Raw genomic sequence first — 16,825 nt, forward strand, 5'->3', positions numbered from 1 at the left:
ATGCCGACTTTCGATTTCAAACAACTGGATGTCTTCAGCAGCGTGTCGCTCAAGGGCAACCCGCTGGCCGTCGTCCTGGGTGCTGACAGCCTCAGCGACCAGCAGATGGCCGACTTTGCCAAGTGGACAAACCTCAGTGAAACCACGTTTTTGCTGACACCGCGCGATCCTCGGGCAGACTACCGGGTGAGGATCTTTACGACCTTGCACGAGTTGCCGTTTGCCGGGCACCCGACGCTGGGCAGTTGCCATGCGTGGCTCAAGGCTGGAGGCCTGCCGAAAGGCGAGGAGATTATCCAGGAATGTGAAATCGGCCTGGTGCGTATTCGTCGTCAAGGCCATGAGCTGGCGTTTATTGCGCCGCCGTTGATGCGCTCCGGCGCTGTGGACTCCGCGTTGTTGGAGCGTGTTCGCCTCGGACTGGGCCTGGCGCCGGGGGCTATCGTGCGCAGCCAGTGGGTCGACAATGGCGCGGGGTGGCTCGCGTTGATGCTGGCTGAGCGTGATCAAGTCCTGGCTTTGCAGCCGGACTATTCGCAACTGCTGGGACTGGCCGTCGGCGTGATTGCACCTTGCAACCCTGCTCGCGACGATGTGGACGCGCAGTTTGAGGTGCGTGCCTTTGTCGCGGGCGACGGGGCCCAGGAAGACCCGGCCACCGGCAGCCTGAATGCTGGCGTCGCGCAATGGCTGCTCAGCGAAGGACTCGCGCCTGATTGCTACGTGGCCAGCCAGGGCACGGCCATGGGGCGTGCGGGGCGTATTCGCGTCGAGCGCCAGGGCGATGAAATCTGGGTCGGCGGCGCCGTCGCGGTGTGCATCGAAGGGCGTCTACAGCTCTAGATCAATACATTATTACGGCCCCCGCAATACACTGTTGGCCCCTTGGCGTTTGTACTGCCGGGGCCTTGGGGCATAAGCTTTCGCCCCAAAGATTTTCAGCCACTTTTTCAGGACAGCCATGACCAGCCAGTTCCCCCAAGCCCGCCCCCGTCGCCTGCGCCGCTCCCCGGAGCTGCGTGGCTTGTTCCAGGAAACCGAGTTCACCCTCAATGACTTGGTGCTGCCGATTTTCGTCGAAGAAGAAATCGATGACTTCGTGCCGATCACCAGCATGCCCGGCGTGCAACGCATCCCGGAAAAGAAGCTGGCTGCTGAGATCGAGCGCTATGCCCGTGCCGGTATCAAGTCGGTGATGACCTTCGGCGTGTCCCACCACTTGGACGCCAGCGGCAGCGACACCTGGAAAGAACACGGCCTGGTCTCGCGGATGTCCTCGATCATCAAGAACGCGGTGCCGGAAATGGTCGTGATGTCCGACACCTGCTTCTGCGAATACACCGACCACGGCCATTGCGGGGTGATGCACGGTGCCCACGTCGACAACGACGCGACCCTGGTCAACCTCGGCAAGCAAGCCGTTGCCGCCGCCCGCGCCGGAGCCGACGTGATCGCCCCTTCGGCTGCCATGGACGGCCAGGTCCAAGCCATCCGCCGCGCGTTGGATGAAGCCGGCTTCACCCATATCCCGATCATGGCCTACTCGACCAAATTCGCCTCGGCCCTCTACGGCCCATTCCGCGAAGCCGGCGGCAGCGCGCTCAAGGGCGACCGCAAAAGCTACCAGATGAACCCGATGAACCGCCGCGAAGCCGTGCGCGAATCGCTGCTGGACGAACAGGAAGGCGCGGACGCACTGATGGTCAAGCCGGCCGGTGCCTACCTCGACATCATCCGCGACATCCGCGAAGCCTCGCGCCTGCCAGTGGCGGCGTACCAGGTCAGCGGCGAATACGCGATGATCAAGTTCGGCGCCCAGGCGGGGGCGATTGATGAGGATCGGGTCGTGCGTGAGACGTTGGGGTCGATCAAGCGTGCGGGGGCGGATTTGATCTTCACCTACTTCGCGATGGACTTGGCGTTGGCTGGGATCTAAGGGCAGTGCAAACCCTGTGGTGAGCGACTTGCTCGCGTGGGGCTGCGTAGCAGCCCCACGCCCACGATCGACCTTAAATACTTCATCTCCCTGACTAACTGCATTCTGTGAAGTTTGAATTGTGTGATTGGATGAAGGGGGGCAATCGCTGGTCTGAATTTTATATATTTTTCCTGGCTTTTGAATAGAAGGCTGCGGTGGATTGAAAGTTTAGGTTGAAGTTTTATTTGAGTAGTCCGTGCAGGCGGTGATTGGGTTTCCGTCTATATCTAGTATTGCTGTTGCTTTTCTTTGTGTTCCATATTCAAATGTGTCTTTTTTATAGCCCTCTCCGATTGATTTTCGCTGGTTGAGTTTTTTTGTATATGTAATGAACGGCTGTAGAGTAAGTGAATTTATGCTCAAGCATTTGTTGGGTGAAGAAGGATGTCAGTTGCTATCACTTCAACAAAACTGAGCTCGCCGGTGATTGGCTTGTCAATTTCAATCAAAATTACTGAGTCGCCGATTTTTAGTATTGAGCAACTTTGGTCTGCATCTTGGATAAGCTCGCCGATAATTTTATGAGCCCCGTTTGCAGAAGTTATCTCTGGTGTTTTTACGGATGAGGACATGATGTTTTGTCCCCATGAAAATATTTCATCGAGTTCTAACTCTACATCCAGAATTTCACCGGTTTTTAACTTGGTCCCGCTCCATAAAGCTGTGGCGCTTCCAAAAGGTGAGTTGAATTTTACTCTCACAGTGTCTTTGTCAGAAAAAATATCAGTTACTTGTATCTTCATTTCACTTCTTCGTCAGGGGAACGCGTACAACAGTATTGTCAACGTTCATGGTGTTGGTTTTTATCTCGAACGTCCATGTCTCCTCATGATAGTGATGCTTGCTTGGCTTGCTGTTCATTTCATGAGCCCCGTAACGAATACTTCTTTTGGCGTCGCTGGAAACAATTCTGTCGCGGTCGGGCTTCCCAGTTCGTGGGTTCGTGTTTGTGTGAGGGCCAGGTCCTAGAAATTCATCCCATTTCTGAATGGTTTCTTCCGGCTTTACAGGTTTATTGGCAAAGGTCTCCTTATGGTAGCCCAGTGTAGGTGGAGAGTTGGAGCTTGTGGGACTGAGTGGGCTGCCTTCATTAACGTGTGCTTTTCCCGCTGGATCTTCAGCACTGGTGTTCGGCTTGCATTTATCCCCGCCTGGACAAGTACTCAGACCTAACGGATCCACCCACCCCATAGGGTTCGGCACGTACTGGTACGCGTTAATCCCACCCGCCAACTTCACCGGATCAGGCGTCAGATAGCGACCAACATCCGGATTGTAGTAGCGATGACGGTTGTAGTGCAGTCCGCTTTCCTGATCAAAGTACTGGCCCTGAAAACGCAGCGGGTTGTCGATTTTTCCTTTGTCGAGACGGCTGATCTGGCCGTAGGCGCGGTAGTGCACGGACCAGACGATTTCGCCGTCGGGGTGGGTCAGTTCCTGCGGCGTGCCGAGGTGGTCGAGTTGGTAGTGGTAGGGCTTGGTGTCTTTTGGGCCGAAACCTTCCAACAGGACCAGCGGCCTGAAACTGTTCGGTTCATAGAGATAGCTGCGATGGCGATCCGCGTGGTGTTCGGCAATCAGCTTGTCGCCTTGCCAGAAAAACTCCGTGGTTATGCCGTCCACGGTTTTGCTGATGCGCCGCCCAAAGGGATCGTAGCGATAGCTCGCGGTTTGGCCATTGGGTTGGGTGATTCCAATCAGCCGGTGCTGGCAGTCGTAGCGGTGCTCGGTGACGAGTTGATGGCCTTTGCCCCGTCGTTCACGGATCAGGTTGCCGAAGGCGTCATAGTCGTAGTGGCGGTCGCCCTGGATCATCAGGCGGTTGCCGGCGACGATGTCGGGGCCGGGGCGGTCTTGCATGAGCAGGTTGCCGGCCGGGGTGTGGCCGAAGCGTTCCTGCAGGTCTTGGGAGTGGTCGGCGCGGGTGAGGCGGCCTAGTGGGTCGTAATGGTAGTGGTGTTCGCCTTTGCGGGTGTCGAGCAGGCGGGTGAGGTTGCCGGTTTTGTCATAGTCGTATTGGCGTTGGTAGAGGTGGTCTTGTTGCTGGGTGATTGCGTGGGCGTGCAGGCGGTGTTGGTCGTCGTAGTGGTAGTGGCTGAGGAGTTGGCCTTGTTGGCGTTGGTGTTCCTGGCCGGCTTTGAACAGATGAGAGGTCAGCAGCGCGCCATTTAATTCGACGGTGGCGAGGTGGCCGCCTTTCGCATGACTAAAAACCAGCCGGTTGTTATCGGGCAGGCGCAGGTGTTGAAGCTGGCCGCAGGTGTCGTAGCCATAGCGCAAGGTGCCCCAGCCCTGGTGTTCGGCGGTGAGGCGGTTTTGGCTATCGTATTCGTAGGCCAGCGCCCAATGGCCGTCGTCGACGCTGAGGAGGTTGCCTTGGCGGTCGTAGGCGTAATCGACCTTGTTGCCGTCGGGCAGGGTTTTTCGTACGAGGCGGCCGGCGTGATCGCGTTCGTAGCGAGTAACGAGCTGACTGCCGTCGTCACCGTGTTCGGTCTTTTCCAGCAGGTTGCCGTTGAGGTCGTAGGCATAAGCCGTACGCTGCCCGTCAAAGCCGACTTCCTGTTGGATCAGGCCATTGGGATGGTAGGCAAGTCGGTAGGACTCACCGACCTCGTTCTCGATCTCGGTCAGCAGTAACCGCACGTTGTCGTAGCGGTAGTTGACCTGAGTGCCATCGGCGTTGATGCGGCGGCTGATCAGGTGCAACCCATCGGCGTATTCGTAGCGAGTGACGTGCCCCAGTTCGTCGCGTTCGGCGGTGATTTTTCCGTAGGGGTTGTAGCTGTATTCCCGACACGCTCCACCCGGCAGCACCACGCGAACCAACCGACCCACGCTGTCCCACTGATACTGGGTCAGCGCGCCATGCTCATCCTCGCGGGCAATCTGGCGGCCTAAATCATCGTAGCGATAGCGACGGATGCCGCCGTTCGGAAGTTGCTCCTCAGTGAGCTGACCGCGCTCATTCCACACCAGCCGATGGCAACTGTGATCCGGGTACCAAACCCCAACCAGTTGCCCGTATTGGTTGTAGCTGTAGTCGGTGATATGACCATCGGGATCGATCTTACGAATGACATCGCCCTGGTCATTGCGCTCGTACTTCCAGACCGCCTCACCACGGCGCATAACCCGTACGAAGCCATTGTCATGCTCGTAGGTTGTCGGCTCATCATCCCCAGGAAACAACGCCACCAAGCGTCCGGCATCGTCGTACTGATACGCCGTCACCGCCCCCAGCGGGTCCTGCTCAACCGTCAGGCGACCCTTGTCATCGTAGGATTTGAAATGCGAAGCACCGTCCGGATCAATCCGCTGCACCAGCCGCGCCCGGTCGTCATGGACGTACACTTCCTGGCTGCCATCGGCGTTATGCACCGTGACACGGCCGTCATCCCCCCAGGCATACCGCGTATCCATCTGGGAAAAACTGGCCCAATGCCGGACACATCGCGCAGCCTTGCCAGCCCGTTCCCATTCCCAGAAGAAACTCGCCCCACCGGCCAGTCCACGTTCAAGAATCACGTGCTGATCGTCGTAGCGATAAACCTCGCTTTCACCTACCGCATTGGTCGCCGAAACCAACCGGCCAGCGTCGTCGTATGCGTAGGAAACAACGTTCTGCTCGGTCACCCACTCGAAGGGTTCATACCCCTTGGCGCGCTGAACCTGATAGTCCACCGCCACGATGTGGCCGAACGCATAGCGCAGGAACAGCGAGCGTCCGACGCCGTTATCCAGCCGCTCAATACGCCCCAAATAATCCCGAGAAATCCGCAGCCGGTTGTCGTACGCATCGCTGATGGAGACCAACACACCGTCGCGAAAGTGATAAAACCGCGACACCTGGGACAACACCAACTCATCCGGCGAAGCGCCCAAATAGATCGCCGCTTCGGCCAAACTATTGGTGATCGCCGGGCGAGCAACGGTCGGCAATGGAAACGAAGTCATGCGATTTTCATGGTCCGTCCACACCACCGAATCGCCCGACACCACAAGCCGATGCGCCAGCGAATGACTCCAGCCAAACCCCAACCCGCAATCCACTTCCACCGCACTGGTGCGATACAACCGCGTCCACTCAAACGGCAAAATCCCGTCCAACGTGCCATCGGTCAGGGTCAGCAGTTCCTCCCCGGTAACCATCGACACAGGGCAGCCGTTGGTGACGGTCTTATCCGAAGAAGCCGCCGCATCGCCCTTCGGATTCGTCGATACAACAGGCACATCATCGACAGGCTCCTGCCTGACCAACACGGTCTTCTGTGTCTTGTTACGAACCGCCGGCACCGGGTTGGAAACCAACTGATCCCCAGCCTTCAACGGCGCAACCGGTACGGTCTTGATCGCTGTCGCCGGGCCACCGAGCAGCAAAGGCTTCACCGCCTCGGCATGTGCGTCCAACTTCGGCCCCACCAACTGATCAGCCAGCCTCTCCAGCCACTGGCGCGCTCGCCCGGATTTGATATGCCCCAGCACCTGAGCGCCCAGGCGAATCTGCACGCCCATGCCACGGCTCGCCCAGATCAGAAATAGATTGATCAACACCTCGCCGGTGATCTCGCCCAGCACTTCATACATCTCGGGCGGAGGTAGCAGGCGTATCCAACTGACCATCGCCGACACGTAGATAAACAGCAGCGGCTCATCGCTGAGCACCAGCAAACCGTTGGCAATGGTGTCTTTGCCGAGCTTCAACAGTTCATCGAGTTCGGCCTGGGAGATGTAGGCCAACAGCTTTTCGCTGTCGGGCTTGAGATCCGCCAACAGGTCATACAGCTGCGTAACGTTGTCCCACACATTGAAGAGGGCTTTTCCAAGGCCGCTGAAAAACGCTGCTTCCAGCATTCGGCGCCGATCGAGCGGCTTGGCTTCGGCATAGTCTTTCCACTGATCCTGGAAAGTGCCGGCCCACTCTTCACGCAGGCGAGCCTCCAACCCCAGGATCACCGACTGATAAGACCCATACAGCGCCTTGACGTGATCCTTGGAAACGTTGGGGTAGAAACTGATTCGGTACTGCTGGTTGCGATCACACTCGGTGATTTCGAGGATACCGCTGGGGCCGATGGTCTTGTGGATCGGCTCGCCCAACGGGCCGCCATTGGGATCGACGCGTTGCAGCATCACCGGCGTGTTGCCGATGGGCACGGACCGCGTGCTCTGGAACATATGCACCAGGGTCAGGGTGCCATTGGCGGAGCACGTGGCGACGGTGCTGCTGGGGGTGATTGAGCGATTGATCGGCGCGACCAGCGCCACCTCATCGCCGACCTTGAAGACCTGCTCGACCTCCAGTGCCGAGAAGCTCCAGAAGCTTTGCGCCCAGTCATCGAACGTATTCAGGCATTCGCGAAAGTCACGGAAGACGCTTTCAACGTCGACCGTCTTCACATCCATCGGGGTCAGGGCCAGCCTGCCAATGGCCGGGTTCAAGACGCAGCCCCATGAACCAGGGCTTTAACGAAAACAACCATCTGCAATCCCTCGCACTGTGTATTCAGGCGAGGGACTTTGCAGAGGTTTTCAGGCTGGGGCTGTAGAGCTTATCTTGCCGTTACGTGGGATCTTTCAGCGGCTATCGTCCTATCAAAAGCCTTCAGCGCTGTGCAAACGCCAGGTTCAACCCCAGCCCCGCAAACGCCGCCGCAAAACTGCGGCGCAGCCAGTTCTGCACCCGTGGCGACTCGATCACCGCGCGGCGAAACCCGTTGGCCAGCAGGCCGTAGATCACAAACACCGCGAACGTCATCGCCATGAACACCGCGCTCAGCACCAGCATTTGCACGGCAGGTGCCGTGCTGCCTGGCGCCACGAACTGGGGCAGGAAAGCCAGGAAGAAAATGGTCAGCTTGGGGTTGAGAATATTCAGCAGGAAGCCGCGCAGCATCAAACTGCGCGCGGTGGCGACTGTCGGTGCGTCATTCATGGCGAAGGCCGAGCGATCACGCCAGGTGGCATACGCCAGATACAACAGATAGGCGACGCCAGCGTATTTCAGGACTTCGAAGGCCAGCGCGCTGGTATGCAGCAGTGCGGAAAGGCCGAGCACGGATGCCAGCAGATGCGGGAGGATACCGGCCGTACAACCCAGCGCGGCGAACACACTGGCGCGCTTGCCGGCGGTGAGGCCCGTGGACACGGTAAAGATCACGCCGGTACCGGGGATCAGTACGACAATCAGGCAGGTGACGAGGAAGTTCAGGCTGAGCATGGCATTCAAACTCCGTGTACGAATGAGGGATGACAGATCCTGTCACGTTCGGCCTGGGTTGGCGAGAAGGCGAGTTGGCGAACCCGCGTTAGACTTACCGGTCCATATCCGCAACGCCTGGCCCATCGTCCTCAAGGAAGCCCCATGTCCCCACGCTGCCTGATCCTCTGCCTTGCCTCCTTGCTGGTGCTGGCCGGCTGTTCCACGTCACGCGGCCCGCAGCAACCAGAGCGCAGCGAAGCCGAGGTGAAGGCCGAGATCGTGCGCCTGCTCCCGGCTAAGGTTCCAGACCGCAACGGCTGGGCCCAGGACATCTACACCGCCTTTGATACTCAAAAGATCTACCCCAGTACCGAGAATATCTGTGCCGTATTGGCGGTAACCGAGCAGGAATCCACCTTTCAGGTCGACCCGCCCGTACCCAACATGGGCAAGATCGCCCAGGATGAAATCCTGCGCCGTGCCGCCAAGGTGCATGTACCGGCGTTTGTGGTGCGCAGCGCCCTGCAACTGCGCTCGCCCACCGGCAAGTCCTACGCCGACCGCTTGAATGCCGCGCGCACGGAGAAGGACCTGAGCGGCATCTTCGATGACTTCATCAGCATGGTGCCCCTGGGCAACACCCTGTTTGGCGGCTTCAACCCGGTGCACACCGCCGGCCCCATGCAGGTCAGTATCGACTTCGCGCAGAAACAGGCGCGGGGTTATCCCTACACGGTGGATGGCACGATTCGTCGGGAAGTCTTCACCCGGCGCGGCGGCATGTACTTCGGTATCGCCCATTTGCTTGGTTACCCGGTGAGCTATGAACAGCCGCTGTACCGTTTTGCCGACTTCAATGCGGGGTGGTACGCCAGCCGTAATGCGGCGTTCCAGGCGGCGGTCAGCCGCGCGTCGGGCACTGAGTTGGCGCTGGATGGGGATCTGATTCGCTACGGCTCATTGCTGCCCGGTACCACCGAACTGGCGGTGCGCTCATTGGGTGCGAAGCTGGACATGCGCAACCCCAGCATTCGCAGCCAGCTGGAACAGGGCGAGCAGCTGGATTTTGAAGACACCACCCTCTACAAACGCGTGTTTGCGCTGGCCGATAAGGCCGCCGGCAAGCCGCTGCCCCGTGCGATCCTGCCGGGCATCGTGCTCAAAAGCCCGAAGATCACCCGCAACCTGACCACGGCGTGGTTTGCCAAGCGCGTAGATGAGCGGTACCAGCGCTGCATGAAGCGCTGATCAGCTGCGGCGCCTGACAAATTTGCGCCACAGCCACACCCACAACCACACCACCGGAAACGCCAGGATCACGAACGGCAGCACATAGCTTGCGCGCTCCAGGGCGTCTGCGGTGCCGTCCACCAGGTTAGTGCCCAGGTTGCTGAACATCCGGCTGAAGCGTGACGGTTGGTTGGCGCCGTCGGAAGAGCGGAAGTTGAGGGTGACGCGGTTGGTATCCAGGCGACGCTGCTGGCCGGCGGCAACCTGGGCGAGCTCCTGCAGTTCGTTTTCAATGCCCGCCTGCTCCTTGCTCAAGGCGATCAGGTCGCTGACGCTGATGTCCTTGCGCTTGGCCAGTTCATCGAGGCGCTGTTGCTGGGCTTGCAGGCGATCCTGGCGGCGGCGTACATCGGCGACCGCGTCGGCCAGGTCTTCGGCGGTGGTGATGCGCTGGCCGAGTTTGCCGCCTTCAGCGGCCATGGCGACCATTGGTTCGACGCCGGTGGGCGCGATCCGCAGGATGATCTCGCCGCCGTTGCTGTCCTCGGTGATGCCAAGGATATTGCACGCGCCAAACCGCGCCGATTCACAAGCCTCGCGGGTCGCCTGCATGCGCGGCGCGAGCAGGGCGCCGGGCAGGGCCAGGGTCAGTTCGTGCTCATAGGCCAGTTGCGCGCCGGCCCGGCCTTGTTCGCCATTGATCACCGTGGCGCGGGAGTGGTCCTTGGGTGAGCAGCCGACGAGGGCCAGACCGGCCAGCAGGATCAACAGGGGCGCGCGAAGCGATTGAAGGTTGCCGTCCGGATGGCGCATTGCAGTTCCTTGAGGTGTGCGGGGGATATTGGCGGCGATTAAAGCGGGTCCGGCGAATTAACGCAAAGTATCGTGCAAGATTTGCAGGGCTGATGGTGATGGCTGCCGTTGGGCGTGTGGCGTACATCTCAAATCCGCCCCCCAAGGAAGACTCGCCATGATTGCTCACGCCGTGCCCGAAGGTTTTGTCCCGCTGCCGCGCAGCAGCCCGTTGCTGGATTTGCTTGGCCCGGCGTATTGCCGAGGTGACGGCCTGCAACTGGAGATCGGCCTGCGCGCCGACAATCGCCATGCCAATGGGCGTGGGACTGTGCACGGCGGGGTGTTGGCGACCCTGGCGGATGTCGGCATGGGCTATGCCATGGCGTTTTCCAGTGAGCCGCCGTTGCCGTTGATTACGGCGAGCATGACCGTGGATTACCTGGGGACGGTGCAGGTGGGGGAGTGGATTACGGTGCGCTTGGAACATCACAAGCGAGGGCGACAGATGGCGTTTGCCACGGTGAGCCTGCAGGTGGCGGAGAAGGTGGTGGCGCGGGCGAATGCGGTGTTTGCCGTGCCTCAAGCTGACAGGTAATGAAGATCTGATGTGGGAGGGGGCTGTGGTTCTTCAGGGAAACCGCATAAAGAAAAGGCCTGGCTTTTCGTGGAGCCGGGCCTTTTCCGTGTTGCTCTTTTATCAGTGGCGTTCGAGTGCCAGGGCTACGCCTTGGCCGCCACCGATGCACAGGGTCGCCAGGCCTTTCCTGGCATCGCGCTTGATCATTTCGTGCAGCAGGGTGACCAGCACGCGGCAGCCTGAGGCGCCGATGGGGTGGCCGATGGCGATGGCGCCGCCGTTGACGTTGACCTTGTCCGCATCCCACTCCAGCTCTTTACCTACCGCCAGGGATTGCGCGGCAAAGGCTTCGTTGGCTTCGATCAGGTCCAGGTCGCCCAGGCTCCAACCGGCTTTGTCCAGGCAGCGGCGGGTGGCCGAGACCGGGCCGATGCCCATGATCGCCGGATCGACGCCCGCGTTGGCGTAGCTGGCGATACGCGCCAATACCGGCAAGCCCAGGGCCTTGGCCTTGTCGGCACTCATCAGCAGCACCGCAGCGGCGCCGTCATTCAGGCTGGAGGCGTTGCCGGCGGTGACGCTGCCGTCTTTCTTGAACGCAGGCTTGAGCTTGGCCAGGGATTCGGCGGTGGTGCCGGCGCGAGGCTGCTCATCCACGGCGAAGGCAATCGGGTCGCCCTTGCGCTGGGGAATCAGGATGGGTGTGATCTCGTCGACAAACCTGCCCGCTTCGATAGCGGCGGTGGCTTTTTGCTGGGAGGCGGCGGCGAAAGCATCCTGGGCTTCACGGCTGATGCCGTATTTGTCCACGAGGTTCTCGGCGGTGATGCCCATGTGGTAGTCGTTGAATGCATCCCAGAGGCCGTCGGTGATCATGCTGTCGATCATCTTGGCATGGCCCATGCGCAAGCCCGTGCGCGCAGCAGGCAGTACGTAGGGTGCCAGGCTCATGTTCTCCATGCCGCCGGCGATGATGACCTCGGCGTCACCGCAACGGATGGCCTGGGCGCCCAAGTGCAGGGCTTTCAGGCCTGAGCCGCAGACCTTGTTGAGGGTCAGGCTCGGCACGGCGTGGGGCAGGCCGGCGAGGATCGAGGCCTGGCGTGCAGGGTTCTGGCCGGAACCCGCGGTGAGTACCTGGCCGAGGATGACTTCATCCACTTCGGCCGGGTCCAGACCGGTTTGCTCCAGCAGGCGACGGATCACGGCGGCGCCCAGCTCCGGTGCCGGAATGCTTGCCAGCGAACCTTGAAAGCTGCCCACGGCGGTGCGGGTGGCAGCAACAATCACGACGTCTTGCATGGAATCTGTCCTCACTGGAAGTGCATTTCTGGAACGTGGTCCGGGACGATCAGTTTACCGGCGGTCTTGCTCACAATCTCTTCAACGCTGACGCCAGGTGCGCGTTCCTTGAGGACAAAAGCGCCATTTTCGATTTCCAGATACGCCAGGTCCGTCAGCACACGCTTGATGCAGTTGGCTCCGGTCAGCGGCAGGCTGCATTGGCTGAGCAACTTGGACTCACCGTCCTTGGAGGCGTGGGTCATGATCACGATGATGTTTTCCGCACCGGCCACCAGGTCCATGGCGCCGCCCATGCCCTTGACCAGTTTGCCGGGGATCATCCACGAGGCGATGTTGCCGTGTACGTCCACTTCAAAGGCACCGAGTACGGTGAGGTCGACGTGGCCGCCGCGAATCATCGCGAAGGATTCGGCGGAGGAGAAGATCGAGGCGCCGATGCGCGCCGTCACGGTTTGCTTGCCGGCGTTGATCATGTCGGCATCGATGGTGTCTTCGGTAGGAAACGGGCCCATGCCCAGCAGGCCGTTTTCCGATTGCAGCATCACTTCCATGCCTTCGGGAATGTAGTTGGCCACCAGGGTCGGAATGCCGATGCCCAGGTTGACGTAGAAACCATCCTGCATTTCGCGGGCGACGCGTTGAGCCATTTGTTCGCGGGTAAGAGCCATTTTAGGAGTCCTTATTGTTCGGGCTGGGGGCGGATTATTTGCGCACGGTGCGCTGTTCGATGCGCTTCTCGAACGTGCCGCAGATGATCCGGTCGACGTAGATGCCAGGGGTGTGGATCTGCGCCGGGTCCAGCTCGCCCGGTTCGACGATTTCCTCGACTTCGACCACGGTGATCTTGCCGGCGGTGGCGGCCAGCGGGTTGAAGTTCTGGGCGGTGTGGCGATAGATGACGTTGCCGAAGTGGTCGGCTTTCCAGCCTTTGACGATGGCGAAGTCGCCGGTAATGGATTCTTCCATCAGGTACGGACGACCGTTGAATTCGCGAGTTTCCTTGCCTTCGGCGACCGGGGTGCCGACGCCGGTGGCGGTGAAGAAGGCCGGGATACCGGCGCCGCCTGCGCGCATTTTTTCCGCCAGGGTGCCTTGGGGGGTCAGCACCACTTCGATTTCGCCGCTGAGCAATTGCTTCTCGAACAGGGCGTTTTCACCGACGTAGGAGGCGATCACCTTGCTGATCTGCTTTTCTTCCAGCAGCACGCCGAGGCCAAAACCATCGACGCCGCAGTTATTGGAAACCACGGTGAGGTCACGGGTGCCTTTGCGCTTGATCTCGGCGATGAGGTTTTCCGGAATTCCGCACAGGCCGAAACCACCGGCGAGCACGGTCATGCCGTCTTCCAGGCCTGCCAGTGCTTCTTCGTAGGACGCCACGCGTTTATCAAAACCTGCCATATGCACCTCTTTTATTGTTAGTGGGCCAGCCAATGAATCGAGTGTTGCGCCGACGGATTGATTTGTTAAGTTGTTTTTTAAGGTTGATTGATTTAGAAAACAGCATAGTCGACCCGCCGCCCGGAGTAGCGCCATGACCGTTAAACAGATGCGTGCCTTTCTTGCCGTGGCCCAAAGCCTGAGTTTTGCCGCTGCCTGTGAGCGTCTGCACCTTTCTCAATCGGCGCTGAGCCTGACCATCAAGGGCTTGGAAGAAGGGCTGGGCGGGCGCTTGTTCAGCCGTAATACGCGCAATGTGGCCCTCACGCCCGAGGGCGAATCCCTGCTGCCGCTGGCCCGTCGGCTGATGGCCGATTGGGACAATGCCGAGGACGAACTGCGTCAGCTGTTCACCCTGCAACGCGGGCGGGTCACCGTGGCGGCGATGCCGTCGTTTGCCGGCAACCTGCTGCCGCCGATCCTGAAGATATTCCGCGCGCGTTACCCCCAGGTGAACGTGACGGTGCATGACTTGATCAATGAGCAAGTGCTGGAGATGGTTCGCGACCGCCATGTGGAACTGGGCGTGGCGTTTGAACCCTCGGAGGGTTCGTCGCTGGCCTTTACGCCGTTGTACCTGGACCGTTTCATTGCGGTGGTGCCCGGTGATTCACGGCTGGCGCAGTGTGCCGAGGTCGACTGGAAAACCTTGCTGGAGCACCCGTTCATCACGTTACAGCGGCCTTCCACGGTGCGGGTGATGCTGGAAGAGCATCTGGGGGCCTTGAAGATGAAGTTGCCGGTGGCGTTGGAAAGCCATCAATTGGCAACCGTGGGCAAGATGGTCGCCAGCGGCCTGGGTGTCAGCGCCGTACCGGCCTTGTGTGCGCAGCAGATGCAGGAGGCGGGGGCGCACTGCATCACCTTGACCGATCCGGTGATCGAGCGGCCGATTGGCGTGTTGACCAAGCCCGGGCATGAACTGTCGGCGGCGGCGCAGGTGTTGTTTGATATTTTTCGGGATGAGGCGGGGAAGGGCAGGTTCCCGGCGGTGTTATAAAACAGGTATTAAAAAGCCCGCTCGAATAAACGAACGGGCTTAAATTTAAAGGTGCACTGTTATCAGCAGTATCTATCAATCACTTTAACTTGCGATTGGCCTTTGAGGTTCTGCCATTCGGTATTAAGTGTGTGGAACACTTGCTCGATAAAGTTGCGATCGGCCGCGGCTTTCTTACCGACATAACCCTGGCCACGGCGGTACATCTTCAGGCGCGCCGCCAGTTCACGGTTATTGCGGTCGAACTCGGCTTCTTCGGTATGGGGCGCCAGGCAGTCAATTTGCACTTCGCCCGATTTGCCAATCCACAGGATATGGTCGTCGAGTGTGTCTTTCTGCGCTGCGAACATCTCAGCCAATTCATCGATAGTTGGTTGGTTGTTCAGATTCATGTGTAAGCCCCTTGACCAGTTGGCGATCTATCAGTTGATTCCGTTAAAACTGCTTAGTTGTCTCCGGCTTGGAAAACCGGGCGTCAGTGACGGTCTGCCGAATACGGGCAGGGTCTTGAACCTGATGCATGTAGTCTTGCTGATGAACTGCTACGCAATGGTTTCATAACGAAGACAAGTCGCGTTTGAGCGCCTTGTACCGATCCTTGCGGGCCGGTCAGCTTCATCAATCTGCCTTGTGGGCAGTGCACATCCGGAAAAAACAGCTCGGCGGTCAGACGAGCTTGTTCAAAACGCTTGTTACCAACGCTCCCGATCCGGGAGACGTCTAGATCATGCAAGGACAAAAAGGTTACGTCAACGGTTATGTAGTGATTATTTTTGATCACTACATAATTCGCCGTGGGTATGGGGAGATACGGCAGGTGCGTGACTTGAGCGTCATTTTTTGCGCTGGACGGTCGCTATGGCTGAGGAGGAGTTGACTGCAGGCGCTCTGCCAGCAAGGGCAGAAGCTGCTCGCACGAGGTTTCGATCTTTACCTGCAACAACTCATCACCCCGGGTCTTGCCCAAGTTGATGGCGATCACCGGCTTGCCCTGTTCGACCATCTCCTTGCACAGGCGAAATGCGGAGTAAGCCATCAGCGACGAACCCACCACCAGCAACCCATCGGCATGCGCTACCGCCGCCATCGCCCTGGCCGCCGTCGCTGGCGCGACGTTCTCGCCAAAAAACACCACGTCCGGCTTCAGTCGTTCACCCTCGCAATGGGGGCAGTGGGGGACCTGGAAGCGCTCTTCAAACGCGGGGTCGAGCAAGGTGTCACCATCAGGTGCCTGTACCGCATGGACTTGCGCCAGGTACGGGTTATCGACTTCCATCTGCCGCTGGATCACATCGCGCGTGCTGTGCAGCTGGCAATCCAGGCACAGTACCCGGTGCAGGCTGCCGTGTAGTTCGATCACATCGTGGCTGCCGGCCTGGTCATGCAGGGTGTCGACGTTCTGCGTGATCAGGCCGGTGATGTGCTGGCGCTGTTGCAGGGTCGCCAATGCCCGGTGAGCATTGTTCGGCTGCGCGATACGTACCCTCGGCCAGCCCAGCATCGCCCGTGCCCAATAGCGGCGCCGCGCCTGCGCGGTGGCGAGGAATTCCTGATACATCATCGGCGCCTTGCCCCGGCGCACGCCTTCGCTGTCGCGGTAGTCGGGGATCCCCGACGACGTGCTGATGCCTGCACCGGTCAACACCAGGAAGCGCCGTTCGGCCATGGCGCGGTGCAGGGTATCGAGGTGATCTTCCTGATGTTCCAGCGTGTCGAGCATGGTGTCTCCTATTCGCCGCGGATGTACTGCTCCAACTGCCTGATCAGGTCAGCCTGTTCGGCAATGGCTTCCTTGACCAGGTCACCGATGGACAGCAGGCCAAGCAGCTTGCCGTCTTCGACCACGGGCAGGTGGCGCAGGTGGCTGTCGGTCATGATGTTCATGCACTCTTCGACACTTTTGTGGGTATCGACGGTGATAACAGGGGAACTCATCACCTCGTGGACCTTTGTGGTGACCGACGACAGCCCCTTGAGCATGATTTTGCGTGCGTAATCGCGTTCGCTGATGATCCCCACGACCGCGCCTTCCTTGACCACCGGCAAGGCCCCGACGTTTTTCTCCGACATCCGGACCAGCGCTTCAAACACAGTGTGGTCCCATTGGATGGTGTGAACGTCCTGGTTTTTCTGGTCCTTGGCTTTGAGCAATTGTGCAACGGTCTTCATGGCGGCCACTCCGGTGTTGTTGTTAGGAAGTCAGCAAGTTCCCTACAGAATCCTAGACGGGCTGCGGCGCTGCAAGGACCAAAGCGGCGTTAAACCCGTCGAAAAACGTCATTCACAGGATTTTTTCAC

General features: G+C 59.5%; 15 protein-coding genes. 5 read left to right on the forward strand and 10 right to left on the reverse strand.

Annotation, left to right across the window (positions count from 1 at the left end):
• Both HCF10_RS25310 and hemB read left to right on the forward strand, forming a co-directional pair.
• Positions 1–843 (forward strand): PhzF family phenazine biosynthesis protein, encoded by an 843-nt coding sequence (locus HCF10_RS25310; protein WP_131700000.1) that lies wholly within the window; start codon positions 1–3, stop codon positions 841–843.
• 118 nt (positions 844–961) lie between these two features.
• The gene (hemB, locus tag HCF10_RS25315; protein ID WP_131699999.1) at positions 962–1,936 is read left to right on the forward strand and encodes a porphobilinogen synthase; all 975 of its coding nucleotides are present in this window, start codon (positions 962–964) and stop codon (positions 1,934–1,936) included.
• A 401-nt stretch (positions 1,937–2,337) separates the two neighbouring features.
• Here hemB and HCF10_RS25320 read toward each other — a convergent pair whose 3' ends face one another.
• From HCF10_RS25320 to HCF10_RS25330, 3 genes are all read right to left on the reverse strand, one after another.
• Positions 2,338–2,721, reverse strand: a complete 384-nt coding sequence (locus tag HCF10_RS25320; RefSeq protein ID WP_131699998.1) for a hypothetical protein — start codon at positions 2,719–2,721, stop codon at positions 2,338–2,340.
• A gap of 1 nt (position 2,722) precedes the next feature.
• Entirely contained in the window at positions 2,723–7,384 is a 4,662-nt protein-coding gene (locus HCF10_RS25325; RefSeq protein ID WP_237683181.1) for an RHS repeat-associated core domain-containing protein, read from the reverse strand.
• Between the two features lie 199 nt (positions 7,385–7,583).
• Complete coding sequence (locus HCF10_RS25330; RefSeq protein ID WP_131699997.1) at positions 7,584–8,198, reverse strand: LysE family translocator; 615 nt, start codon at positions 8,196–8,198, stop codon at positions 7,584–7,586.
• Positions 8,199–8,342: 144 nt separating this feature from the next.
• Between HCF10_RS25330 and HCF10_RS25335 the strand changes: the two genes are divergently transcribed.
• Positions 8,343–9,428 carry a DUF1615 domain-containing protein gene (locus tag HCF10_RS25335; RefSeq protein WP_131699996.1) on the forward strand — a complete coding sequence of 362 codons (1,086 nt, stop codon included), beginning with the start codon at positions 8,343–8,345 and terminating at the stop codon, positions 9,426–9,428.
• Here the strand turns inward: HCF10_RS25335 and HCF10_RS25340 are convergent, their stop codons facing one another.
• Positions 9,429–10,223, reverse strand: coding sequence for a DUF4349 domain-containing protein (locus HCF10_RS25340; RefSeq protein WP_145337092.1), 795 nt, complete (start codon positions 10,221–10,223; stop codon positions 9,429–9,431).
• Positions 10,224–10,380: 157 nt separating this feature from the next.
• Here HCF10_RS25340 and HCF10_RS25345 point away from each other — a divergent pair, with 157 nt between their 5' ends.
• Positions 10,381–10,800, forward strand: a complete 420-nt coding sequence (locus tag HCF10_RS25345) for a PaaI family thioesterase (RefSeq protein ID WP_167656649.1) — start codon at positions 10,381–10,383, stop codon at positions 10,798–10,800.
• A 102-nt stretch (positions 10,801–10,902) separates the two neighbouring features.
• Here the strand turns inward: HCF10_RS25345 and HCF10_RS25350 are convergent, their stop codons facing one another.
• From HCF10_RS25350 to HCF10_RS25360, 3 genes are read right to left on the reverse strand one after another with little or no spacing between them, the layout of a single operon-like run.
• A complete protein-coding gene (locus HCF10_RS25350) occupies positions 10,903–12,084 on the reverse strand; it encodes an acetyl-CoA C-acetyltransferase (protein ID WP_145337094.1) in 1,182 nt (393 codons plus the stop codon).
• Between the two features lie 11 nt (positions 12,085–12,095).
• Positions 12,096–12,755, reverse strand: a complete 660-nt coding sequence (locus HCF10_RS25355; RefSeq protein ID WP_027603173.1) for a CoA transferase subunit B — start codon at positions 12,753–12,755, stop codon at positions 12,096–12,098.
• Between the two features lie 34 nt (positions 12,756–12,789).
• Positions 12,790–13,488 (reverse strand): CoA transferase subunit A, encoded by a 699-nt coding sequence (locus HCF10_RS25360; protein ID WP_131699992.1) that lies wholly within the window; start codon positions 13,486–13,488, stop codon positions 12,790–12,792.
• Between the two features lie 133 nt (positions 13,489–13,621).
• Here HCF10_RS25360 and HCF10_RS25365 point away from each other — a divergent pair, with 133 nt between their 5' ends.
• Positions 13,622–14,527 (forward strand): LysR family transcriptional regulator, encoded by a 906-nt coding sequence (locus tag HCF10_RS25365; RefSeq protein WP_065942135.1) that lies wholly within the window; start codon positions 13,622–13,624, stop codon positions 14,525–14,527.
• A 62-nt stretch (positions 14,528–14,589) separates the two neighbouring features.
• Here the strand turns inward: HCF10_RS25365 and HCF10_RS25370 are convergent, their stop codons facing one another.
• The 3 genes from HCF10_RS25370 to HCF10_RS25380 form a co-directional block, all read right to left on the reverse strand.
• Positions 14,590–14,919, reverse strand: a complete 330-nt coding sequence (locus HCF10_RS25370) for a hypothetical protein (protein WP_025854475.1) — start codon at positions 14,917–14,919, stop codon at positions 14,590–14,592.
• Positions 14,920–15,383: 464 nt separating this feature from the next.
• The gene (locus HCF10_RS25375) at positions 15,384–16,247 is read right to left on the reverse strand and encodes an NAD-dependent protein deacetylase (RefSeq protein ID WP_167656650.1); all 864 of its coding nucleotides are present in this window, start codon (positions 16,245–16,247) and stop codon (positions 15,384–15,386) included.
• Between the two features lie 8 nt (positions 16,248–16,255).
• A complete protein-coding gene (locus HCF10_RS25380; protein ID WP_131699988.1) occupies positions 16,256–16,696 on the reverse strand; it encodes a CBS domain-containing protein in 441 nt (146 codons plus the stop codon).
• Positions 16,697–16,825 lie beyond the last annotated feature (129 nt).

This window comes from Pseudomonas sp. B14(2022), assembly GCF_012030485.1.
Taxonomy (GTDB): domain Bacteria; phylum Pseudomonadota; class Gammaproteobacteria; order Pseudomonadales; family Pseudomonadaceae; genus Aquipseudomonas.